The organism is Caballeronia sp. SL1002, assembly GCF_057814995.1.
In genome coordinates, this window is sequence record NZ_JBYMUW010000003.1 from 659659 (window position 1) to 678182 (window position 18524).

At 62.8% G+C, this 18524-nt stretch carries 15 protein-coding genes; 9 read left to right on the forward strand and 6 right to left on the reverse strand.

Features of this window, described 5'->3' with window-relative positions:
- Nucleotides 1-9: 9 nt before the first annotated feature.
- The gene (locus AC3D25_RS20410; RefSeq protein WP_488890255.1) at nucleotides 10-1776 is read left to right on the forward strand and encodes a tannase/feruloyl esterase family alpha/beta hydrolase; all 1767 of its coding nucleotides are present in this window, start codon (nucleotides 10-12) and stop codon (nucleotides 1774-1776) included.
- A gap of 88 nt (nucleotides 1777-1864) precedes the next feature.
- Here the strand turns inward: AC3D25_RS20410 and AC3D25_RS20415 are convergent, their stop codons facing one another.
- From AC3D25_RS20415 to AC3D25_RS20425, 3 genes are all read right to left on the reverse strand, one after another.
- Nucleotides 1865-3088 carry a DUF2252 domain-containing protein gene (locus AC3D25_RS20415; protein ID WP_488890256.1) on the reverse strand — a complete coding sequence of 408 codons (1224 nt, stop codon included), beginning with the start codon at nucleotides 3086-3088 and terminating at the stop codon, nucleotides 1865-1867.
- 100 nt (nucleotides 3089-3188) lie between these two features.
- Nucleotides 3189-5288, reverse strand: a complete 2100-nt coding sequence (locus AC3D25_RS20420; protein WP_488890257.1) for a putative bifunctional diguanylate cyclase/phosphodiesterase — start codon at nucleotides 5286-5288, stop codon at nucleotides 3189-3191.
- A 280-nt stretch (nucleotides 5289-5568) separates the two neighbouring features.
- Nucleotides 5569-6414 carry an alpha/beta fold hydrolase gene (locus AC3D25_RS20425; protein WP_488890258.1) on the reverse strand — a complete coding sequence of 282 codons (846 nt, stop codon included), beginning with the start codon at nucleotides 6412-6414 and terminating at the stop codon, nucleotides 5569-5571.
- A 226-nt stretch (nucleotides 6415-6640) separates the two neighbouring features.
- Here AC3D25_RS20425 and AC3D25_RS20430 point away from each other — a divergent pair, with 226 nt between their 5' ends.
- The gene (locus tag AC3D25_RS20430) at nucleotides 6641-7741 is read left to right on the forward strand and encodes a GlxA family transcriptional regulator (RefSeq protein WP_488890259.1); all 1101 of its coding nucleotides are present in this window, start codon (nucleotides 6641-6643) and stop codon (nucleotides 7739-7741) included.
- Here AC3D25_RS20430 and AC3D25_RS20435 read toward each other — a convergent pair.
- Nucleotides 7693-8571: an NmrA/HSCARG family protein gene (locus tag AC3D25_RS20435; RefSeq protein WP_488890260.1), complete on the reverse strand. Its 879-nt coding sequence runs from the start codon at nucleotides 8569-8571 to the stop codon at nucleotides 7693-7695. The two genes, AC3D25_RS20430 and AC3D25_RS20435, sit on opposite strands and share 49 nt — an antisense overlap.
- Before the next feature lie 113 nt (nucleotides 8572-8684).
- Here AC3D25_RS20435 and AC3D25_RS20440 point away from each other — a divergent pair, with 113 nt between their 5' ends.
- On the forward strand, nucleotides 8685-9572 hold the full coding sequence (locus AC3D25_RS20440; protein WP_488890261.1) for a LysR family transcriptional regulator: 888 nt from the start codon (nucleotides 8685-8687) through the stop codon (nucleotides 9570-9572).
- On the opposite strand, the gene AC3D25_RS20445 is transcribed toward AC3D25_RS20440, so the two are convergent.
- Complete coding sequence (locus AC3D25_RS20445; protein WP_488890262.1) at nucleotides 9563-10177, reverse strand: TetR/AcrR family transcriptional regulator; 615 nt, start codon at nucleotides 10175-10177, stop codon at nucleotides 9563-9565. The two genes, AC3D25_RS20440 and AC3D25_RS20445, sit on opposite strands and share 10 nt — an antisense overlap.
- A gap of 85 nt (nucleotides 10178-10262) precedes the next feature.
- On the opposite strand from AC3D25_RS20445, the gene AC3D25_RS20450 reads away from it, so the two are divergent.
- The 6 genes from AC3D25_RS20450 (at nucleotide 10263) to AC3D25_RS20475 (ending at nucleotide 17567) form a co-directional block, all read left to right on the forward strand.
- Nucleotides 10263-11378: an MBL fold metallo-hydrolase gene (locus tag AC3D25_RS20450; protein ID WP_488890263.1), complete on the forward strand. Its 1116-nt coding sequence runs from the start codon at nucleotides 10263-10265 to the stop codon at nucleotides 11376-11378.
- Nucleotides 11379-11514: 136 nt separating this feature from the next.
- The gene (locus AC3D25_RS20455) at nucleotides 11515-12390 is read left to right on the forward strand and encodes a bile acid:sodium symporter family protein (protein WP_488890264.1); all 876 of its coding nucleotides are present in this window, start codon (nucleotides 11515-11517) and stop codon (nucleotides 12388-12390) included.
- A gap of 420 nt (nucleotides 12391-12810) precedes the next feature.
- Entirely contained in the window at nucleotides 12811-13320 is a 510-nt protein-coding gene (locus tag AC3D25_RS20460) for a Csu type fimbrial protein (RefSeq protein ID WP_488890490.1), read from the forward strand.
- Nucleotides 13321-13370: 50 nt separating this feature from the next.
- Entirely contained in the window at nucleotides 13371-14057 is a 687-nt protein-coding gene (locus AC3D25_RS20465) for a fimbrial biogenesis chaperone (protein WP_488890265.1), read from the forward strand.
- Nucleotides 14058-14120: 63 nt separating this feature from the next.
- On the forward strand, nucleotides 14121-16556 hold the full coding sequence (locus AC3D25_RS20470; protein ID WP_488890491.1) for a fimbria/pilus outer membrane usher protein: 2436 nt from the start codon (nucleotides 14121-14123) through the stop codon (nucleotides 16554-16556).
- Between the two features lie 42 nt (nucleotides 16557-16598).
- The gene (locus AC3D25_RS20475) at nucleotides 16599-17567 is read left to right on the forward strand and encodes a Csu type fimbrial protein (protein ID WP_488890266.1); all 969 of its coding nucleotides are present in this window, start codon (nucleotides 16599-16601) and stop codon (nucleotides 17565-17567) included.
- A gap of 31 nt (nucleotides 17568-17598) precedes the next feature.
- Here AC3D25_RS20475 and AC3D25_RS20480 read toward each other — a convergent pair whose 3' ends face one another.
- On the reverse strand, nucleotides 17599-17904 hold the full coding sequence (locus AC3D25_RS20480; protein WP_488890267.1) for a hypothetical protein: 306 nt from the start codon (nucleotides 17902-17904) through the stop codon (nucleotides 17599-17601).
- Nucleotides 17905-18524: the final 620 nt, after the last annotated feature.

Genomic DNA, 18524 nt, shown 5'->3' on the forward strand with positions numbered 1-18524 from the left:
GAGACAAAGATGAGAGTCCCGTATCCTGTTTCGTTGCTTGTGCGAGTGCCCGCGTGGGCGACCTCGCTGCTGACACTGTTTGCCATTTGCATGACGGCCACGATCGTCGCTGCGTGCGGTAGCGACGGCGGCAGCAGCACGCCGTCGAACACGCCTTTGGCCGTCGTGAAGCCAGTGGTCGATTGTTCCAAACTGGCCGCGATCGATATAACCGACATCGGCGGAGCCGGAAGTTCGATCACCTCGGCGACCGTCACCGCCGCAACCGTCAACGGCGTCAGCGTCAATTTCTGCACGGTGAAAGGAACGCTTGCACCTTCGAATACGTTCGAAGTCGCCTTGCCGGTCAGCTCGTGGACGCAACGTTTCGCGGCGCTCGGCTGCGGCGGCTTGTGCGGCAATCTGAGCGATCCGACGCAGCAAACGTCGTTCAGCTTCAGCTACACCTGCCCGCTCGTTCAGGAAGCCGGCTTCGTGACGGCCGCGACCGACATGGGTCACTCGGGACCGAGCTCGGCATGGACCACGGATCCGCAGCAGCAAGCCGACTTCGCCTATCGCGGCCAGCACATCACCACGCTCGCGGCGAAGAAGTTGATCCAGGCCTACTACGGGCAAGCGCAGAAGTATTCGTATTTCGTAGGCTGTTCCGACGGGGGCCGCGAAGCCCTGATGGCCGCGCAGCGCTACCCGAAGGACTACAACGGTATCGTCGCCGGCGCGCCCGCTGCACACTTCCAGATCCAGAACTCGCTTTATCACGGCTGGAGCGTCGAATCGAACAGCACGACGGGTACGAGCAGCGGTCAGGCTGTGTTGTACGCCGACAAAGCCACGCTGCTTCACCAGGCTGTCGTCGCGGCTTGCGGCGGTCAGGCGGGCGTGCCCGACGGCTTGCTGGCAGATCCGCGCACCTGTCATTTCGATCCGGCAACGATCCAGTGCGCGGCCAACGCCTCAAGCACGAGCAACTGTCTGACCGCTGCCGAAGTCGCCACCGCCACCAAGATCTACAGCGGACCGACCGACACTGCGACGGGCGTGCGCATGCTGGCCGGATCGCCGCAATACGGCTCCGAAGCGAACTGGATCGGCGTGGAAGTGCCGACGTCGAACTCGACGGACGCCCCGGTGCCTGTCACGAGTCTGTTCAGCTACCTGATCGTATCGGGCGCGTACAACCTGATCTTTACCGGCTCGCCGACCATGCCGACCGTCGACACGTTCGGCTATCACGACGCGAGCTTCTATCCCAACTACCTGCAGGCCAACCACGCGCTCAACGACGCGACCAGCCCGGACTTGTCGGCGTTCAAGAATGCTGGCGGAAAGCTGATTCTCTGGCACGGTTGGGCGGATCAGCATATCTCGCCGCTCTTCACGATCGCCTACTATCAGGCCGTGCAAAACACGATGGGCGAGTCGAGCGCGAATGAATTCTCGCGCCTGTATCTGGTCCCGGGTGTGGCGCATTGCGGCGGCGGCGAGGGCTTCCCCAACATCGATCTGATTTCGCAGATCACGGGTTGGGCGGAGCAGGGAACGGCGCCGAACGCCGTCATGACTTATCAGACCGACTCGGCCAACAAGGTGACCGCATCGCGCCCTGTCTATCCGTATCCGGCGGTCGCCAAGTACACCGGAACCGGCGATTGGCACAGCGGCGCGAACTTTACCCAAGGCCCGGCGCTGTACACCGACACCGCACCCGCGTGGGCAGGTGCCAGCTTCTACACGTCGTATAGCGCGAAAACGCAGGGCGTAGCTGCGCCGTAAGGCAGCGTCCGGCTTCCGGGGCCGACCTTTTTCGCGAAGGGGCGGCCCCGGAGCCGCTTTAAAAGATCCGCAGTCGCGCGGGATCCAGTCAAACCATCGCCGTCGCATACCGCCGGCAGTGTTCAAGATAACCCGCTTCATGGCTGCTCACGAGTTCCACGATGCTGGCCCACAACCACGAGGGCGCGTCGAGACTCTTCGATCGATTGCGCTGAAGTTCGGCGAGCCAATCCTTGCGCGTCGCGCTGTCCATTTGCCGGGCGTGGGCCTTGCCGACAACATAGGCAAGATAGCGGGCGACACGCATCGCTTCCGCCTGATCGAGTTGATCGACTTCGAGCTTGATGTCTTGCGGAAGCAATTCGCGGATCATCACGGGCTTGTCCATCAATCGCGCCGAGCGCATCCGCTCACCGAGCGAAGGGGAAAGATGACGCGCGCCCTCGACGACGCGCTCCGCGTTGTCGCGCGGCATACCCGAGTTCGAATATCGCGGCGCCGCAGCGGTGACGCCTTCCTTGATATCGATAAGACACAGATCGTCTCCTTCGATCACGCCGCCGTCCACATCGAGCAAGACTGCATAGCGCAGCCGGCCCAGCGAACTGCAGCCCTTAACCCAGTAAGCAGCGTCGAGCACTTCGACTGCTCCGTTGTTCGCGCGGCCCCGCAGGCTCGTTGCGAGCTGGGCGATCGTGTCTCTTTCGAACAGCGCCTTTATCTCCGCGTCCTCCTGCTTCGTCGGGCGCCAGAAGCGCTTGCCGAGCGGGATGGTCGGCTGCACGTCCTCAAGGCGCTCCAGCGCCAGATGCCGCCACGAGCGCCGAACCGCTTCGCGCATCACCACACGGACGACCTCCGGCTTCTTGCCGAGCCGCTTGACGTCGGCGGTCCGGTCGAAGGCATGCTCGTATCCTTCGAATAGCGTCTCCATCATGCGAACCGTCGTCACGCCCGGGAGATCCGAGCCTCGCGCGGCTGTCGCGAGCGACAAGCCGAGGCGAATGAGGTCATGCGCGGGATTGCCGATCACGGCTTGATCGAAGTCCCGGATTTGAATCTCGGTGCGGCCTTGCGCGTCCGCCACAGGGCCGAGATTGCCGGTGTGGCAGTCCCCGCAGATCCAGATGGCGGGGCCCTGCGGCATGGAGCGGACGTTCGCGTCGTTGAGCCAGTCGTAGAACTTCGAGGTATTGCCGCGCACATAAGCGTGGACCGAGCGGGCCATTTTGGCGTTGCGCTTGGCCGTTAGCACCGCTTGCCGCTGTCCCGCTTCGATTACGTCTTGCTTTCGCGTTGCTTTCTTGTTCATGGCGTATTTAAATTTCGTGTGCGGATGGACCAGTGCGGCTGATAAGCCGATGCTGTCTACAGCACGAAATACGCCTGAGCGATCGCGGTTTTGCCGGGTGTTAAACGGCCGGTGCGGCGCATTCGCCTTCACCGGTTACGATCCGGTGCGCGGCGGATCGAAGAAACGCGAGGAACTCCGCAGCGGGTAACGGCCGGCTCAGCAAGAAGCCCTGCATCTGATCGCAGGCCAGTTCGCTGAGCGTGCGGTATTGCGATTCCGTTTCCACCCCTTCCGCGACGACCTCGATCTTCAACGCACGCGCGAGCATCACGATGGCCGACAACAAAGCGCTGGCTCGCTGGTCCGGCGCGTCGAGATCGCGCATGAACGAGCCGTCGACCTTGATCTGATCGAACCGGAAACGCTGCAGATAGCCGAGGCTCGAATATCCCGTGCCGAAATCGTCGATAGCGACGGTATAGCCGCGCGACTGCAGCGCTTCGATCGTGCGGCTCGTATTCTCGACGTTGTGCATCGCCGTCGTTTCGGTGATCTCGAACATCAGGCGCGACGGCGCGACGCCGGCTTCGGCAAGCAACGCGTCGAAGCGGGTCACCAGGTTCGGCACGTTGAACTGAATGGGCGACAGATTGACCGCGACGGAAATACACGGAAGCCCTTGCGCGTCCCACAGGGCGATATTGCGGCAGACCTCGGACAGCACCCAGTCGCCGATCGCAACGATCAAGCCCGAGCGCTCCGCGATGGGAATGAATTCGAGCGGAGGAATTTCGCCGAGTTCCGGATGACGCCAGCGGATCAGCGCCTCGACGCCCGTCACCGATTGCGACGCGACGCTGAACTTCGGCTGGAACGCCACGCTGAGTTCGCCGTCCGTCAATGCGCGGTGCAGATCGCGTTGCAGGATCAGCGACTTGAGCGCGGTATGGTTCATTTGCGGCTCGAATACGCGGTACGTGTTGCGCCCGCTTTGCTTGGCGGCGTACATCGCGGCGTCCGCGCTATGAAGCAATTCGTCGACGTTGCGGCCATCGCGCGGATAGAGCGCGATGCCGATGCTCGCACTCACGCGCAACGGCAATCCGCTTACGACGATCTCATGGCTTAAGCGCCGCAATACGCCATTGGCGACGGCTACGGCAGACGACGCGTCGTCGGCGTTCTGGACCACGATCACGAATTCATCGCCGCCTAGCCGCGCGACCATGTCGGCATGGTCCAGCTCCTGACGCAGACGTTCGGCGCAGGCTCGCAATAACTCGTCGCCGATGCTGTGGCCTAGCGAATCGTTGATCGCCTTGAAGCCGTCGAGGTCGATAAAGATCACGGCGAATGCCGGTTTTCCTCGTGTGGCTTCGACGACTGCCTGTGCGATCCGCAAAGAAAGCTGCTGACGGTTCGGGAGTTTCGTCAGCGCGTCGTGCGTGCCGAGGTATCGCAACTGCCGGTTCGCGCGCTTGAGCGAGATGGAGAGACTGCTCGTGTGGAACCCGAGTAGCGCGAGCGTACCAACCAGCACGGTGAACGATGTCACCGTAACGATCAGCGCAAGCCAGCTCGCATCGAGCGTTGTGCCGGAATGGCAAAAGCTGCCCGCGGCAAAATTCGCCGCGCTCATGCCGAAATAATGCATGCCGGTGATGGCGATTGCCATGACGAAGGCCGCGCCGAGCCGCTTGACGACGAGGTGCTCGCCGCGCGGCGCTCGAAGCGTGAAGGCGAGCCAAAGCGCTGCAATCGAAGCGATGATCGCAACGCCCACCGACACCGCGACTTTCCAGATCGAATACTCGATTTCCGGCGACATCTGCATGGCTTGCATGCCGGTGTAATGCATGGCGGCCACGCCGGCGCCCATGATCGTTCCGGCGACCACCAGGCGCTTGCGCGACAACGCACCGCGGCTCGCCGTCACGAGCGCGATCAGCGACGCGCCGATCGCAAGGAACAGCGACGCAGCCGTGATGGCGAAGTCGTAGCCGACTGCAATCGGCAGCGTGAACGCGAGCATGCCGATGAAGTGCATCGACCAGATGCCTACGCCCATCGATACCGCGCCGCCGGCGAGCCAGAACGGTCTTTGTTTTGCGGCGGCAAGCGCGCTTAGGCCGCCGGACAACTCGACCGCCGTGTAGGAGGCAAGAAATGCAACCACAAGCGACAGGCAGACCAGCAGCGGATCGTAGATTCCAGTCATCGGCCCTCTCTCGTTTTCTATTCTTTTGTTCGTCCTGTGCGACTGCTCTTGTTCTTGCGCCTCGGCATTCGTGGCGCCGCGACAGTGCTCGACGTATGCTCTTCTATCGGCAGACAAAAGTAGAACTTGATCTTTTGGGCCGCGTTTAGAGGGTTTCGTAGATAACGGGAAGGTTCGGCATGGCAGGGTTCGGCTAAGCCACGGCGTCTCGTTGGAATCCACAACGAAGTTCAGCCGGCTACGCCCTCGGCAGGCGTAGCCGGCTGTCGGCTAACGGTTGTCAGGACTTGATGAACGCCAGCAAGTCGGCGTTGATCCGGTCCGCGTGCGTGGTCGGCATGCCGTGCGGCAATCCGGGATACGACTTGAGCGTCCCGTGTTTCAGCAGTTTGACGGACTTGGCGCCGGTGGTCGGGAACGGGCAGATCTGATCGTCTTCACCGTGCATCACGAGCACCGGGACGTCGATAATCGCCAGATCGTCGTAGAACTCGGTCTCCGACAGGACCTTGACGCAATCGTACTGAGCGCGGATGCCGCCCATCATGCCCTGCCGCCACCAGTTCTCGCGGATGCCTTCGGACACCGTCGCGCCGGGGCGATTGAAACCATAGAATGGGATCGTGATGTCCTTGTAGAACTGGGAACGATGGTTGGCCGTGCCCTGGCGGATCGCATCGACAGCTTCCTTGGGTACGCCCTCGGGATTCTTCTCCGACTGCATGAAGAGCGGCGGAATCGCGCTGATGAGGACCGCCTTCGCGACGCGTCCATTACCGGTTCCGTGCCGCGCGACGTAACGGGTCACTTCGCCGCCGCCCGTGGAGTGCCCGATATGCACCGCATTCTTGAGATCCAGTGCTTTCACGAGCTCGGCGACATCGGCGGCGTAGGTGTCCATGTCGTTGCCGCGCACAGTCTGGGTCGAGCGCCCGTGACCCCGTCGATCATGCGCGATCACGCGATAACCCTGATCCAGAAAGAACATCAGCTGTGCATCCCAATCGTCCGCGGAAAGAGGCCAGCCGTGGTGAAAGACCAGCGGTTCGCCCGTGCCCCAGTCTTTATAGAAAATCTGCGTTCCGTCCGTGGTCGTGAGGTATGCACTTCCAGTATTCGTTTCCATCTCGTATCCTTTGAAGTCGGTTTTGACGAAGGGATAAACGTTGTACGAGCGCAGACGCTGCTCCTAAAAGCCGGTCAGCTGATCTTGAACTGAATGTCGGAAAGGTAAGGACTTGCCGTTTCGAACTCGGGCACACCGGCTCCCCGGCCGCTACTGCCTTGGCTTTTTGATATTGGTCTGCGGTAGTCAGGGTATCCGGGGCGCCCGAACACTACAACGGACGAAAGTGACAAAAAACCTAGCAAAAACGGCGCTGGTCCCGGGTCCGCGAATCGAGTTCGGGCTGGCTTGCGATGCGGGCACATCGCACGCGGGTGTCTTCGGTCTAACCGATCTATTTACCTACGCGAGCGAGTTCGCCGCTAAACGGAACAGCAGCGCTGCGCGGCCTAGCGTGCGCATTTCGCACTGGCGCGCGGACGATTGCGACGATGAAGTCCGCTGCACCTATGACAGTTGTCCCGGCACGCCGCACGCGCTCTCGCTGCTGGTGATCCCGGGCAACGCGCAGGCACCCGAGGCGACCGCGTACAAGAATCCGCTGCTGGATTGGCTTAGGGAGAGACACGCGGACGGCGTCGTCCTCGCGGCGGTATGCGGCGGCGTTTTCATTCTGGCTAGAACGGGGCTATTAGCCGGCCGGCAGGCGACGACGCACTGGGCATTCAACGACCAGTTCGCCGAAGAATTCCCTGATGTGCTTACGGAAACCGATCGGATGGTGATCGACTATGGCGATGTGGTGACGGCGGGCGGTGTGCTCGCCTGGGCAGACCTCGGCCTGAGGCTGACCGAGCGATTCCTGGGCACGGCGGTCATGCTGGAAACCGCGCGTTACATGCTCGTCGATCCGCCCGGCCGCGAGCAGCGCCTTTATAGCGAATTCGATCCGCGAACCAAGCACGGCGATAAAGCAATCCTGAAGGCGCAGCATTGGCTGTTCACGCAACGCGACCGTCCGGTCAGCATCGTGGATATCGCCCGGCACGCGGGGCTTGAATCGCGGACCTTCCTCCGTCGATTCGTGGCCGCCACCGGCATGAAGCCGAGCGAGTACCAGATGAGGCTTCGGATAACCCGGGCACGCGAGTTACTGGAGTTTTCCCAAGCCACCGTCGAAGAGATTTCCTGGAGCCTCGGCTACGGCGACGTCGCGGGATTTCGCCGTGTGTTCCGCAAAGTGATGGGCCTGACGCCTTCCGATTACCGCCGACGTTTCTGCCAGCCGGCTTTTCACCAGGTTTCTCACCAGGTCTCATCGGACGAGGCCCCTGTCGATTATTCCTTGGCCCAGGCCGTGGCCGTCGATATGGCGAAGTCGCGATAGGATCGCGGCTGCCGCCCGAGCAGCGCGGCGAGACGCTCCGACTCGGCCTTGGACGCGACCGCGCCGTCCTGCTGATACCTGCCCATCATGAGCCGCATGTCGTAGGCAAGCCAGGCAGGCGCCACCGATTTGAGCCGCTGTTCCAGCATGTCGAGATCGTCGCCGCCATAACGGACAGGACGCCCGAGCGCTTCGGCCCAGATCGACGCCACCGTCTTTGCATCGATCGCATCGGGGCCGACGAGTTCGTAGGTCTCGCGCGGCAAAGGCGCGTCGGCGCGCTCGCGGCGCAGGAGTTCGCGCGCGGCGGCATCGCCGATATCGCGCACGTCGACCATGGAAATCCCTTTATCGCCGATTGGCATGCCGTAGACCCCGTGCTTCAGCAGCGGCTCTTTTTGCTTCACGTCGTTCTGGATGAAATACGCGGGGCGCAACACGGTGGCCGGAATATCCAGATGTTCGATCATGCGTTCGACCGCGTATTTGCCGGTGAAATGCGGCACATCCACGTACTCGGCGCCCTTGAACACCGATAAATAAACCACGCCTTTCACGCCCGACTCGCGCGCGGCGCTCAAAGCCTGAAGCGCCAGTGTCAGTTCGTCCGCGGCGTTGGGCGCGAGGAGAAACAGCGTGCTGACGCCGTCGAGTGCTTGCCGCACGGCGTCGATGTCCGACAAATCGCCCTTGATTGCCGTGACGCCGGCCGGGAATTGCGCTTTCTCGGGTGTACGGGTCATCGCCCGGACTTCCGCGCCGCTGCCGTTCAAATGTTCGAGGACCTGCTGACCGATCACACCTGTGCTGCCCGTAACGAGAATTGCCATGACGATCTCCCTGTTGAATGAGCTGAGTCAGCCCGTGAGAGAAACATTAACCGTTCCGTCGAATGCCCGAAAGTGCCAAAATCCGAACACTTCGTCTCGAATACGGAACGATCATGGATCTGACTTCGCTTGCGGATTTCAATGCGGTCGCGCTTCACGGCGGTTTCGGTCCGGCGGCCCGCGCGCTCGATCGACCTAAGGCGACGCTGTCGCGGCGCGTGGCCGAACTGGAAGAGAGCCTCGGCGTACGGTTGATCGAGCGGGGCGCGCGCCGCCTGCGTCTGACGGAAGAGGGCGTCGCGCTCCATGAGCGCACCCGAGCGCTGATGGAGGAGATTCAGGAGGCGGGCGAAGCGGTGGCCTCGCGCGCCCCGGTTGCGCGCGGACGGTTACGCATCAGCGCGCCGGTCGTGTTCGCCCATGTCGTACTGTGCCCGATCGCCGCGCGATTTGCGCTGGCCTATCCGCAGGTCGAGCTTGAAATGATCGCGGAGGACCGCGTCGTGAATCCGGTCGACGAAGGCTACGATCTCGTCATTCGGATCGATCCGCCTTCCGACGAACGGCTGATGGGACGGCGCATCTACGCCGACCAACGGGTCGTGGTCGCCGCGCCCGCGATGTCGTTGCCGGCCGTCGCAACGCATCGTGCGGACGGGATCGCGGTGCCGGCGGTCATGTTCGCCGCGGCGTCAGCGGGCGCGCAATGGGACATGCGCACGAAAGAGGGCGACACGATAACGCTGACGCCGGTTCCGGTGCTGCGGCTTTCGTCGCTGTTGATGGTCCGCGAGGCCGTGCTGCAGGGAGCGGGCGCGGCGCTGCTGCCCGGTTTGCTGGTCGAGGGCGATGTAGCGGCGGGACGCCTGAAGTGCTGGGGAATGGCGGGTCCGACCGTGGAGATCTGGGCGCTCTACAATTCGCGTCGATTGCTCAGCGCGAAAGTGCGCGCATTCATGGACATGCTGCGGGATTTGCCGCGCGACCCGGCTCAGGCATAGCGCGCGAGGAACATATCGGCGGCCGCTTCGGCGACCTGCTTCTGCGCTTCTTCACCGAGCGGCGCCTGGCCCATGGTCACTTGCGGCCAAAACGCAAAAGCCTTCACCAGCGCCTGCAATTGCAACGCCGCGAAGGCCGCGTCGCCGGTCTTGAGGCGCTCATCCGCGACGGCTGCCCGGACCCACACGGTCAAGTCTTCCTCGCGTTCGCCGAGGCGCTCGACCATGTCCCGCGCCCGTTCCGGCGAATGAATGCCTGCCGCGATCGCCACCCGCGCGAGCGACAAAAACGACTCGTCGTTCATCAGCCGCAGCTTGCGATCCAGAAGGCCGAGCAACTGTGCGCGCAACGGTTCGTCACTGCGATAAGCGGGCGCATCGCCGCCCTGGCTCGCGTCCCACAACTGATGGAGGATCGCCGCAAACAATACTTCCTTGCTCGGGAAATGGTTATAGACGGTACGTTTCGAAACGCTCGCACGAGCGGCGATACGGTCCATGCTCGTCGCATCGTAACCGGACGCGAGGAATTCCTCGATCGCCGCGTCGACGATAGCCAGACGCTTGCGGTCACTCAGCCGTTGATGGGGTGTTCTGGGATCCATCCAAAGATTTTACACCGGGCAGTTTACTTTTCTCGTCGATAAACTACACTGCTCAGTGTACATTTTTCTTTGGATGACCTATCTCATGGCGTCGATTCCCGCTTTCATCAGCCGCGCGCTCGGCGTCACTGCCGCGCAACGCGGCCGCGCATTGTCCAGTCATTCGCCGCAGCACGACGGCGAGCGTTTTCGCAATGTCGCGCCGCGTCCGGCCGAGGGCTTGGGCAAAACGCTCGGCATCGTGTGGAATATGCTGCTCAACAAGCCGCGCGATACCGCGCCGGCCGGCGCGTTGCCCGTCGATGCGCTAACGCGTTCGCAACTCGATGCCGCGCCCGACCGCAGCCTCTACCGGCTCGGTCATTCGTCCATGCTGCTGAAACTGCGCGGCCAGTTCTGGCTGACCGATCCCGTGTTCGGCGAACGCGCGTCTCCGTTTCGCAATCTCGGACCGAAGCGCTTTCATGCGCCGCCGATCGCACTCGCCGATTTGCCGCCGCTGCGTGGCGTGATCCTGTCGCACGACCATTACGATCATCTGGATCGCGAGACCGTGCTCGCGCTCGCCGCGACGACCGAGGTGTTCCTGACGCCGCTCGGCGTCGGCGACCGGCTGATCGAATGGGGCATCGACGCCGCAAAAGTGCGGCAGTTCGACTGGTGGCAAGGCACCGAAGTGGACGGCGTGCAGTTCACCGCGACGCCCGCGCAGCATTTTTCCGGCCGCAGCCTGTTCGACGGCAACAGTACGTTGTGGGCGTCGTGGGTGATCGTCGATCACGAACTGCGCGTGTTCTTCAGCGGCGACACGGGCTACTTCGACGGCTTCCGGACAATCGGCGAGCGCCTCGGACCATTCGACGTCACGCTGGTCGAGACCGGCGCATACGACGCGCAGTGGCCGTACGTCCACATGCAGCCGGAAGAGACCGTGCAAACGCATCTCGACCTGCGCGGCCGCTGGCTCGTGCCGATTCACAACGGCACCTTCGACCTCGCGATGCATCGCTGGCAGGAGCCGTTCGAACGCGTGACGGGGCTGGCGCTCGCACGCGGTGTCGCGTTGTCGACACCGCGCATGGGCGAACGGCTGGATCTTGCCGCGCCGCATCGCGGGGAATTCTGGTGGCGTCATGCCGCCGAGACTGCCGCTGCGCCCCGGGCCGCTTGGCGTTTGTGCGCGTCGCGCAAGTCTTCGTGATCGCTTGAGCAGGAAACTTGTCCCGATTCCAGTTGACAGGCGGGCGGGGTACTGTGGCACGTTACAGGCTCAGTGAGCTTGCCGACGCGAGGTAGCTGACGCTGTCGGCTCGCAGACCTTCCGGGACAAGACATTCATGACACTGGCTGAACTGGTGCCGCTGGCCCTGCAGATCAGCATCACGACCATGATCTTCGCGATGGGTCTCGGCGCGACGCCCGCCGACCTGATCTACCTTGTGCGGCGGCCGAGGAAACTCGTGCGGTCGCTGGCGTCCATGTTCGGCGTGATGCTGGTGCTCTCGGTGGGTATCTGCAAGATCACGACCCCGGACCGGGCGGTCGAGATCGTGATCGTCGTTCTCTCTCTCGCTGCCATTCCGCCGCTTCTGCCCAAGAAACTGATCAAGGCTGGTGGCGACGCTTCATACGGCGTCGGGCTGGTCGTCGTCGCTTCGCTGTTCTCCGTCGTGTGGATCCCGCTCGCCGTGGCGATGCTGCAGGACGTCTTCCACATGCCGCTGACGGTGTCGTCGAGGCAGATCGCATCGATCGTTTTCTTGAACATTCTCACGCCGCTCGTCAGCGGGGCGCTCGTGCGTTACTTCGCCCCTACGCTTGCCCGACGGATCGAGCCCGCTCTCGCGCGGATCGGCGGCCTGTTGCTCCTCGCCGTACTCTTGCCGATCGTCTACCGGATGTGGCAGCCGATGTTCGCGCAGATCGGCGGCGGCACGGTCGCTTCGCTGGTGGGATTCATCGTCGGCGGGCTGGTGTCGGGGCAGTTGCTTGGCGGCCCCGAGCCGGACGACCGCACGGTCCTCGCGATGGCGTCTTCGTCCCGGCATCCGGGAATCTCCATGGCGCTCGCTCATCTCAACTTTCCCAACGACCGCGCGGTGATCGGCGTGGTGGTGCTGTACCTGCTTCTCTCGGCCATCCTCGCGCTTCCCTATGTGGCATGGCGCAAGCGCGTTTCGACGAAGCCGACACCGACAGCGGAACGGCATTAGTCCTGCTGGTTTAAACAGGGCGTTCGGCTCAAATGCCGCCGCCCAAAGCGCGCTCACGTCGATTAGGCAGGCAATCGCGCCTCTTACCGGCGTTTTGAGCGCGGCGGTTCGGTGCAAAATCGAAACCAATGTAGGAACTCCAGAAAAGGGTAGGTATTTCCGCCCATCGAATAGATTTATTCTATATTTAAGGTAAGAATTACCTTTACTAAGGGTTTACCCCTATCAGTTTTCCCGTTTTCGCGTCGTAAAAAGATGGACAGAGTCGTTCACGAAAGTCAACCGTCGTTCGGAACGCTCCACCGGATCAGAAGTGAAACGAATCGCAATCAAGCGGTCACACACTTCGGTCCGTTTTTAAACTTGGCGACTGGTAAAAACCAGCGCTATGCCTGAGAGAGGGCCGTTGTGAATAAAACCTTGTCATCCGCCTTGATAGGCGTCCTGATCCTTAGCCTGAATGCGCCGGCCGTCCAGGCCGCAACCTATTCGAATGGCACGTCCACCGCGACCTTCAACGTATCGCTGACACTGCAGGCGAACTGCACCATCAGTGCCAACGCACTCGCCTTCGGCACGAACGGTGTGCTGACCACCGCGCTCAACCAGCAATCCGCGCTGGCCGTCACCTGCACGAACACGACGCCTTACAACGTCGGCCTCGACGCCGGTAACGTCAGCGGATCGACGGTCACGAGCCGCCTGATGGCAGGCACGAGCGCCGGCAACACGACGACCACCATCGCGTTCCAGCTCTATCAGGACTCCGCACGCACCGTTCCGTGGGGCACGACGCAGGGCACGAATACGGTCGGCGGTACGGGTAGCGGCGGCGCGCAATCGATCTCGGTCTACGGTCAGGTTCCGGCACAGGCGACGCCCAAGCCGGACACGTATCAGACTACCGTCACCGCAACCGTCTATTTCTGATGCGTGCCGCTCCTATCGCCGCCCTGAGAACGGTGCTGACGGCCGCCTGCATGCTGACGGCCACACTGACGGGCGCATACGGCGCGACCTTGCAGATCTCGCCGGCCATGGTGGATCTGCCGCCCGATTCCAACGCCTCCGGCTTGACGCTGAGAAACCCCAGCGACAAGCCGCTGTATGGACAAGTACGCGTCTATAAATGGGATCAGGAAAACGGCGAGGACAAGCTCACGCCGACCCAGGCCGTGGTCGCCAGTCCGCCGCTCATCCAGATTGCTGCGCGCTCGGAACAACTGGTCCGGCTGGTGCGCACGACGCCGTCGCCGAAAGGCAGCGAGGAAAGCTATCGCGTGCTGATCGACGAACTGCCCGAACCGGATGCCGCGCCCGCTAACGGCGTGACCATTCGCTTGCGCTACTCGATGCCGGTGTTCCTGGAATCCGGCGGCGATGCCGGTACGCCGCAGCTCGCGTGGCATCTGAGCCGCGTCGCCGATGGCTGGGTCCTGCGTGCGGAAAATACCGGCAAACGTCGCGCGCAAATCGCGGCAGTGCAACTGGTGAACGGCGCGGGCGAAGCGTTCGATATCAACAAGGGATTGCTCGGCTATGCATTGCCCGGGCGCGAACGGGTCTGGCATTTGCCGCTGCCCGGCAATTCCGATCTGAGTGGCACGGTGAAAGTCCGCGCGGCTATCAACTCAACGCCTGCGGAAGCCGTTGTCGATGTCAAATGAGTTGTACGTCTCGCCGTCCGCCCTAACTGATGACTATCGGACCGTGCCCCGCACTGCTTAATGATGAGGGCAGCAATTGGGGGAGCAACTGCGGCTACAGGGCACGGGCATGAGCGCTGGAGGTTGTCGGCTATCGCACTGGCGGCCGCACTGGCCGTAGTCGGGCCGGGCGCAGCCAATGGTTCGACCGCGCGCGGGCAAGCCGTTCCGGCGGCCACGCCCGTTGTATCCGATACAGCGCGCGATCTCTATCTCGAGGTCATCCTGAACGGTCAACACACCGCACTGATCGCGCATTTCCGCGAGCATGGCGGCCGCCTGTTCGCCAGCGCCCGCGATCTCGACCAGATCGGCCTTATCGTTCATCGCGACGCTCCCAGCGCAAATCGCGTCGTGCCGCCGAATGCGGTCAACATGTCGAATCCCGAGAATGAGGCGCTGTCGGATGTCGCCGACGTCGCGCTCGATTCGCTGAGCGGCCTGCGCTACGACTACGACGCATCCAATCAGTCGATCAGCCTCGATGCGCCCGACGCGCTGCGTCGTCCGTACCAATTCGACACGCGCGCAGCGACGCAATTGCCGGTCGCGACGTCGTCACGCGGCTTCGTGGTGAACTACGACGCCTACGCGCAATCCGAGGCCGCCGCGCGATTCGCGCTGTGGAGCGAGGAGCGTTATTTCGACGCGTCCGGCGTATTCAGCGAGACGGGCATTCTCTATCTGTATCGCGATTCGCACCGCTATATGCGTTACGACACATCGTGGAGCCGCTCGGATCCGGCGACGCTCACTACCCAGCAATACGGCGACACGATCTCGTCATCGCTCGACTGGACGCGTTCGGTGCGAATCGGCGGCTTTCAGTGGCGCAGCAACTTTGCGCTGCGTCCCGACCTCGTCACGTTCCCGATTCCGACGCTCTCGGGCACCGCTGTCGTGCCGTCGTCGGTCGATCTTTATGTGAACAACGTGCGCCAATCGAGCGGCAGTGTGCCGAGCGGACCCTTTGTCGTCAACTCGGTTCCCGGCATCGTCGGCGGCGGTCAGGCGACCGTGGTCACTCACGACGCGCTCGGCCGGTCTTTCTCGACATCCATACCGCTCTATCTCGACACGCGAATGCTTGCACAAGGCTTGTCGAGCTATTCGTTCGAGGCGGGTTTCCTGCGCCGCGCCTACGGCATCGAGTCGTTCGACTACAACCCGTATCCGGCGATCAGCGCGTCAGCGCGGCGCGGCGTCAGCGACGCGCTGACGCTCGAAGGCCACACCGAAGCAACCAAAGGCCTCGCGAACGCGGGCGGCGCGGCGTTGGTGCGGCTCGGCATGGCGGGCGTGGTGAGCGGATCGCTTGCCGGGAGCGCGGGACATCAGAACGGCGCACAGGTAGGACTCGGTTATCAGATCATCGAGCCGTCCTTTTCGATCGACGCGCAAACGTTACGCACCTTGCGCGACTACGGCGACATCGCCTCCACCGACGGCACGCCGGTAGCGCAACAGACCGACCGCGCGACCGTCGCGCTGCCGTTGTTCAGCGGCCAGACGCTCGCGCTCAGCTATATCGGCTCGCGGTATCCGCAAGCGGCGGCTTCGCATATCGGCTCCGTGTCGTATACGCGCAACTTCGGCAATCTGGCATCGATGACGCTATCCGGTTATCGTGACTTTCATGGAGCGGCGAAATCCGGCGTCTTCCTGAGCGCGAGCATTTCGCTCGGCAATAACATTTCGATCAGCACAAGCGCGGGCCGGCAAGGCGGGCAGTCGACCTACAACGCTAGTGCGGCACGTCCGCCGGACTACGACGGCGGCTTCGGCTGGGCCGCGCAGGCAGGCGGCACCGGCAACATCCTGTACCGGCAGGCGCAGGCGCAGTACCTCGGCAAGGACGGTGCAATGACGGTCATCGCGCAACAGGTGGATCGGCAGGTCAGCGCTTCGCTCGACATGAACGGCGCCCTCGTGTTCATGGACGGCGCGGCGTTGCCCGCACGGCGGATCAGTGACGGCTTTGCGCTGGTATCGACGGGCGTCGCCGGCATTCCGGTGCTGCATGAAAATCGCGATATCGGCATCACCGACCGCAACGGCCATCTGCTCGTGCCCGATCTGAACGCGTACCAGTCGAACCGCATCGGAATCGACGGCATGAAGCTGCCCGCCGACGCGCAGATCGTTTCGACGGCGCAGAACGTCGTACCGAAGTCGCAATCCGGCGTCCTCGCGGCGTTTCGCGTCAGGCAATACAGCGCGGCATCGGTCATTCTCGAAGGCCCGGATGGCGCGCTGTTGCCGACCGGCGCACGCGTGCATCATCGGGAAAGCGGCGGTAATACAATCGTGGGTTATGACGGCCTGGCTTTCATCGAGAACCTGCAAGGCGACAATCACCTCGATGTCGACGCGGGCGCGCTGCATTGCACGACTACATTTGAGTACACGCGGCCGGCGAACGGCGCGCTGCCCACTTACGGACCGTTGAGCTGCCATTGACCGGCGACTGAGCGATCCGCTGGACCTTTCGAGGAGTGGACGATGAAGACCCTGTTTCTCGCGCTTTGTCTGCTCGTCGCATTGGCGATCGCACCGCAGCGCGCCGATGCGCAGACCTGCACGGCCAACATGTCGACGGTCGATTTCGGCAGCGTTTCGCCGATCACGTCGGCACCGGTCAACGCGACCGCGACGCTCGTCGTCTCGTGCAACTGGACGCTGGTGAACCTCTCGCCGACGGTGCTCGTCTGTGTGAACCTGACGCCGTCCTCGCCGCGCTATATCAGCAACACGAACAACAACCGGCTGCGATTCGATCTGTATCAGGACAGCGCACGTTCGCTGCCGTGGGGCTCGACCGCGGCGGGCACCACGCCGATATCCGTGTCGCTGTCGCAGCCGGTTCTCGGCACCACGGCGACCGCGACGATCAACGTATACGGGCAGATTGCCGCCAACCAGCCGACCGCGCCGGTCATCAACAACGGCAGCACAACGTACAGCCATACGTTCAGCGGAGGCGAAACGTCGCTGAACTATGCGTACTACGTGCTGGGTATTTTAGGTCCGCCAGGATGTGGCGCGATCGGTGCAAACGGGACATTCAGCTTCGCGGCGACCGCGTCGGTGATCAATAACTGCAACATCAGCGCGACCAATATTGCGTTCCCGGCCGCCGGGATCCTGAATTCCGAGCTGAACGCCACCGGCACGATCACCGCTCAATGCACGGCGGGCGATGCCTACCAGATCAGCTTGAGCAGCGGCACGAGCGGCAGGATGGCCGCGCGCACGATGCAGCGCTCAGGCGGCGGCACCGTGTCTTATCAGCTTTACACGGATTCGGCGCACACCGGCGTGTGGGGAGACGGGACTGCGGGGACGACCGTCGCGGCCGGCGTCGGGACGGGCAACGCCTCTTCAGTCACCGTGTACGGCGTCGTCCCGGCGCAGACGACGCCCGCGCCGGGCAACTACAGCGACACGATTACCGCGACGATCAGCTTTTAAGATTCTGCTTTTCGACCGCCCGGCGCGCGAACTAGAAGGTCACGATCCAGGCCTGGCGACGCGGCTGTCCCGACAATGTCGCGGACGAAAGCGCCTGGGCCGGCGCGCCGGGCGGCGTATCGGATTCGGCGATCGGATCGACGTCAGCTCGTTCGATATGGAACGGCTGACCGTGCATGCACGCGACAACAGGCTGGACCGCCGTGTCGAGCGTGCTATCGGAATGGATCTCGCAGCTCTCCTGAACGACGAGTCTGATCGCCATGGAGGCCACTTCAGCAGAAGACAGGCGGCGCAGCGGCAGCACAAGCAGCACGACGAGCGCGGGGGTGGCCAATGCGACCAATCGGGTACGACGTAGCATAGGCGGAAATTATCAGGTCAATTGCCGGTCATGGAACCTGCCCGGTCATGCAGCTATTGACGGCAAGAAATCGCGGGACTTGAGTCTTGACAAGCGCTGGAAACGCCGCGGGCCTTTACGACTCGTCAATTGGCGACCGCACTTCGTTGCAGGGCGGTGGGGCCGCTCTCAGGCGCGTGTCATTTCTGATGGCCGCCGTCGTGCCGACGCCGACGCCGACGCCGACGCCAATCTGGTCGGCCCGGCGCCGACGATCAAAACGGGGGTGCGAGGATCCATGACACGTTCCTTTCGGAATTGACAGTGAAAGGCGCGAGCGGTACGGACTGCAGATGCGCGACGCTGATAATGCATGGTAGGGGACGCGAGCGGAGTATGCAGAACGCAGGATCGAAGGGACTGATTTAGAACTGCGGACCACGTTATCGGCACCCGTCATATCGCAACCGTGGAACTGCATGAGCGCAAGCGGGCGGCGTATACTCGCCGCGTGCGGTCTCACGGCATCGCATTAGAAATCGGTCGACACATCGGGGCGCACGACAAGCCAGAACAGGTTGACAGGTAGTGTCGTCCCTACATGGCGAGCGCAA

What these genes read in the sequence shown, in the direction of transcription:
- AC3D25_RS20410 (WP_488890255.1), top strand. Translation starts at nt 10, where the DNA reads ATGAGAGTCCCGTATCCTGTTTCGTTGCTTGTGCGAGTGCCCGCGTGG.
- AC3D25_RS20415 (WP_488890256.1), bottom strand. Translation starts at nt 3,088, where the DNA reads ATGAACAAGAAAGCAACGCGAAAGCAAGACGTAATCGAAGCGGGACAG.
- AC3D25_RS20420 (WP_488890257.1), bottom strand. Translation starts at nt 5,288, where the DNA reads ATGACTGGAATCTACGATCCGCTGCTGGTCTGCCTGTCGCTTGTGGTT.
- AC3D25_RS20425 (WP_488890258.1), bottom strand. Translation starts at nt 6,414, where the DNA reads ATGGAAACGAATACTGGAAGTGCATACCTCACGACCACGGACGGAACG.
- AC3D25_RS20435 (WP_488890260.1), bottom strand. Translation starts at nt 8,571, where the DNA reads ATGGCAATTCTCGTTACGGGCAGCACAGGTGTGATCGGTCAGCAGGTC.
- AC3D25_RS20440 (WP_488890261.1), top strand. Translation starts at nt 8,685, where the DNA reads ATGGATCTGACTTCGCTTGCGGATTTCAATGCGGTCGCGCTTCACGGC.
- AC3D25_RS20445 (WP_488890262.1), bottom strand. Translation starts at nt 10,177, where the DNA reads ATGGATCCCAGAACACCCCATCAACGGCTGAGTGACCGCAAGCGTCTG.
- AC3D25_RS20450 (WP_488890263.1), top strand. Translation starts at nt 10,263, where the DNA reads ATGGCGTCGATTCCCGCTTTCATCAGCCGCGCGCTCGGCGTCACTGCC.
- AC3D25_RS20455 (WP_488890264.1), top strand. Translation starts at nt 11,515, where the DNA reads ATGACACTGGCTGAACTGGTGCCGCTGGCCCTGCAGATCAGCATCACG.
- AC3D25_RS20465 (WP_488890265.1), top strand. Translation starts at nt 13,371, where the DNA reads ATGCTGACGGCCACACTGACGGGCGCATACGGCGCGACCTTGCAGATC.
- AC3D25_RS20470 (WP_488890491.1), top strand. Translation starts at nt 14,121, where the DNA reads ATGAGGGCAGCAATTGGGGGAGCAACTGCGGCTACAGGGCACGGGCAT.
- AC3D25_RS20475 (WP_488890266.1), top strand. Translation starts at nt 16,599, where the DNA reads ATGAAGACCCTGTTTCTCGCGCTTTGTCTGCTCGTCGCATTGGCGATC.